The sequence below is a fragment of the Pseudomonas donghuensis genome (assembly GCF_000259195.1).
Lineage (GTDB): Bacteria > Pseudomonadota > Gammaproteobacteria > Pseudomonadales > Pseudomonadaceae > Aquipseudomonas > Aquipseudomonas donghuensis.
In genome coordinates, this window is the sequence record NZ_JH650758.1 from 296,193 (window position 1) to 298,721 (window position 2,529).

3 protein-coding genes and 1 pseudogene are annotated in these 2,529 nt (G+C 65.5%); all 4 read left to right on the top strand.

The features are described 5' to 3' along the window. Positions 1 to 164: pseudogene (locus UW3_RS29285) on the top strand (lipopolysaccharide heptosyltransferase II); the annotation flags it as partial. Beyond that, complete coding sequence (gene waaC / locus UW3_RS0105955; protein ID WP_010221382.1) at positions 165 to 1,223, top strand: lipopolysaccharide heptosyltransferase I; 1,059 nt, start codon at positions 165 to 167, stop codon at positions 1,221 to 1,223. It begins immediately after the preceding pseudogene. Further along, a complete protein-coding gene (locus UW3_RS0105960; RefSeq protein WP_010221383.1) occupies positions 1,223 to 2,347 on the top strand; it encodes a glycosyltransferase family 4 protein in 1,125 nt (374 codons plus the stop codon). The genes waaC and UW3_RS0105960 overlap by 1 nt, the downstream gene beginning before the upstream one ends. Then, the coding region (locus UW3_RS29290; RefSeq protein ID WP_010221384.1) for a lipopolysaccharide kinase InaA family protein at positions 2,344 to 2,529 on the top strand (186 nt) is incomplete at its 3' end. The genes UW3_RS0105960 and UW3_RS29290, both read left to right, overlap by 4 nt.

Below are 2,529 nucleotides of genomic sequence, written 5' to 3' on the forward strand. Positions count from 1 at the left end.
TCGAGGTGGTGCGCCTGGGTCTGGACTGCAGCCCCTGCTTCGACCGTACCTGCCGGTTCGGCCATTACAACTGCTTGCGTCAGCTGGAGCCGGAAGCCGTGGAAGCTGCGCTGCAGCGCCTGAACGGTCCGAACCTGATCGACGTCATGGCCGAGGTCGAGTAAGTGCGGGTACTGCTGATCAAGACTTCGTCCCTGGGCGATGTGATCCATGCGCTGCCGGCGCTGACCGACGCTGCCCGGGCAATCCCTGGCATCCGCTTCGACTGGGTGGTCGAAGAAGGCTTTGCCGAGATCCCCAGCTGGCACCCGGCGGTAGACAAGATCATCCCGGTGGCCATCCGCCGCTGGCGCAAGAACCTCTGGCAAACCTTCAAGAGCGGCGAGTGGCGCCAGTTCAAGCAGCGTCTGCGCGAGAGCAAGTACGACCTGGTGATCGACGCCCAGGGCCTGGTCAAATCGGCCTGGCTGACCCGTTACGTCAAGGCGCCGGTGGCCGGCATGGACCGCTATTCGGCCCGTGAAGGGCTGTCGAGCCGTTTCTACGACCGGCGTTTGTCGGTGGAGCGCGGCCAGCATGCGGTGGAGCGGGTGCGCCAGCTGTTCGCCCTGGCGCTGGGCTACAACCTGCCGGCCGGGCTCGGTGATTACGGTCTGGACCTCAATCGCCTGCAGCTGCCGCCAGCGGCGCCGTTCGTGGTGTTCCTGCACGGTACCACCTGGGCGACCAAGCATTGGCCGGAAGCCTACTGGCGCCAGTTGGCCGAACGCCTCGGCCAGCAAGGCCTGCAGGTACGCCTGCCGTGGGGCAACGCGGCCGAGCAGGCGCGGGCCGAGCGCATCGCCAAGGGCCTGAGCAACTGCCAGGTGCTGCCCAAGCTGAACCTGGTCGGAGTCGCCCGCGTACTGGCCGCAGCCAAGGCCTGCATTGCCGTGGATACCGGCCTCGGCCACCTGGCGGCGGCACTGGATGTGCCGACCCTGTCGCTGTTCGGTCCGACCAACCCGGGGCTCACTGGTGCCTATGGCAAATCCCAGGTGCATATCGCCAGCGATTTTGCCTGCGCGCCGTGCCTGCAGAAGAAATGTACCTACAAACCGAGCGCTGATGACCAGCGCCGGTTCGATCTCAAACGCGAGTGGCCGCTGTGCTTCACTCGCCTGAATCCCGAGCGTGTGGCGAGCCAATTGCGCGCGTTGCTGCTGGCTGAGGATGTTCGTTGATGCAACTGGCTTTTGTTCTATACAAGTATTTCCCCTTCGGCGGCCTGCAGCGCGACTTCATGCGCATTGCCCTGGAGTGCCAGCGTCGCGGTCACCAGATCCGCGTCTACACGCTGATCTGGGAAGGCGATGTGCCGGAGGGCTTCGAAGTGCTGGTGGCGCCGGTCAAGGCGCTGTTCAACCATCGGCGCAACGAGAAGCTCAGCGCCTGGATGGGCGCGGACCTGGCCAAGCGCCCGGTTGATCGCCTGATCGGCTTCAACAAGATGCCCGGGCTGGACGTGTACTACGCCGCCGACGGCTGCTTTGAAGACAAGGCGCAGAACCTGCGCAACTCGCTGTACCGGCGCTGGGGCCGCTACCGGCACTTTGCCGAGTACGAGCGGGCAGTGTTCGCCAAGGAGGCCAGGACCGAGATCCTGATGATCTCCGAGGTTCAGCAACCGCTGTTCATCAAGCATTACGACACCCCGATCGAGCGCTTCCACCTGCTGCCACCGGGTATCAGCCAGGATCGCCGGGCACCGGCCAATGCCGCCCAGATCCGTGCCGAGTTCCGCCGCGAGTTCGAGCTGAAAGACGATCAGCTGCTGATGGTGCAGATCGGCTCGGGCTTCAAGACCAAGGGCGTCGACCGCAGCCTCAAGGCCCTGGCGGCCTTGCCACCGGCCTTGCGCAAGCGCACGCGGCTGATGGTCATCGGCCAGGACGACCCCAAGGTGTTCCAGCTGCAAAGCGCGACCCTCGGCCTGACCGAGCAGGTGCAGTTCCTCAAGGGCCGCAGCGATATCCCGCGCTTTCTGCTCGGCGCCGACCTGCTGATCCACCCGGCCTACAACGAAAACACCGGCACCGTGCTGCTCGAAGCGCTGGTCGCCGGGCTGCCGGTACTGGTCTCGGCCGTGTGCGGCTATGCCCATTACATTGCCGAAGCCGACAGCGGCCTGGTGCTCGATGAGCCGTTCGAGCAGGAGCAGCTCAACCGCTACCTGCAGCGCATGCTCGAAGACGGCCAGGCACGCGCCGCGTGGGCGCGCAATGGCCTGGCATTTGCCGACACGGCCGACCTCTACAGCATGCCCGAGCATGCCGCCGACGTGATCCTGGCGCAGGAGCGCGCATGAAACTGATACTGGCTGAGCCGTTCAAGCGCCTGTGGGCCGGGCGCGATGCCTTCGAGGCCGTCGAGGCCTTGCAAGGCGAGGTGTACCGCGAGCTGGAAGGCCGCCGTACCCTGCGCACCGAAGTCGAAGGCCGCGGCTATTTCGTCAAGATCCACCGCGGCATCGGCTGGGGGGAGATCTTC